Below are 312 nucleotides of genomic sequence, written 5' to 3' on the forward strand. Positions count from 1 at the left end.
TTCCAGGACTATCTGCTGTTCGCGCACCTGACCGCACTCGACAATGAGGCCTTCGGGCTGCGGGCGCGCGGAATGCGGCGGGCGCCGGCCCGGGAGCGCGCCGCGGGATGGCTCGAGCGAGTGGGGCTGGGTGAGCATCGGCAGGCGAAACCGCGCCGGCTGTCCGGTGGTCAGGCGCAGCGGGTGGCGCTGGCCCGGGCCTTGGCCACCGAACCCCGGCTACTGCTGCTGGACGAGCCGCTGGCCGCGCTCGATGCGAGCACCAGGATCCGGGTGCGCAGCGATCTGGCCCACCATCTCGGCGACTATCCG

At 72.8% G+C, this 312-nt stretch carries 1 protein-coding gene; it reads left to right on the top strand.

Going from position 1 to position 312, the window contains the following annotated elements:
- The coding region (locus GV790_RS29615; protein WP_163818110.1) for an ATP-binding cassette domain-containing protein at window positions 1–312 on the top strand (312 nt) is incomplete at both ends.

Origin of the sequence: Nocardia cyriacigeorgica, assembly GCF_010858045.1 — a bacterium.
GTDB classification, from domain to species: domain Bacteria; phylum Actinomycetota; class Actinomycetes; order Mycobacteriales; family Mycobacteriaceae; genus Nocardia; species Nocardia cyriacigeorgica_E.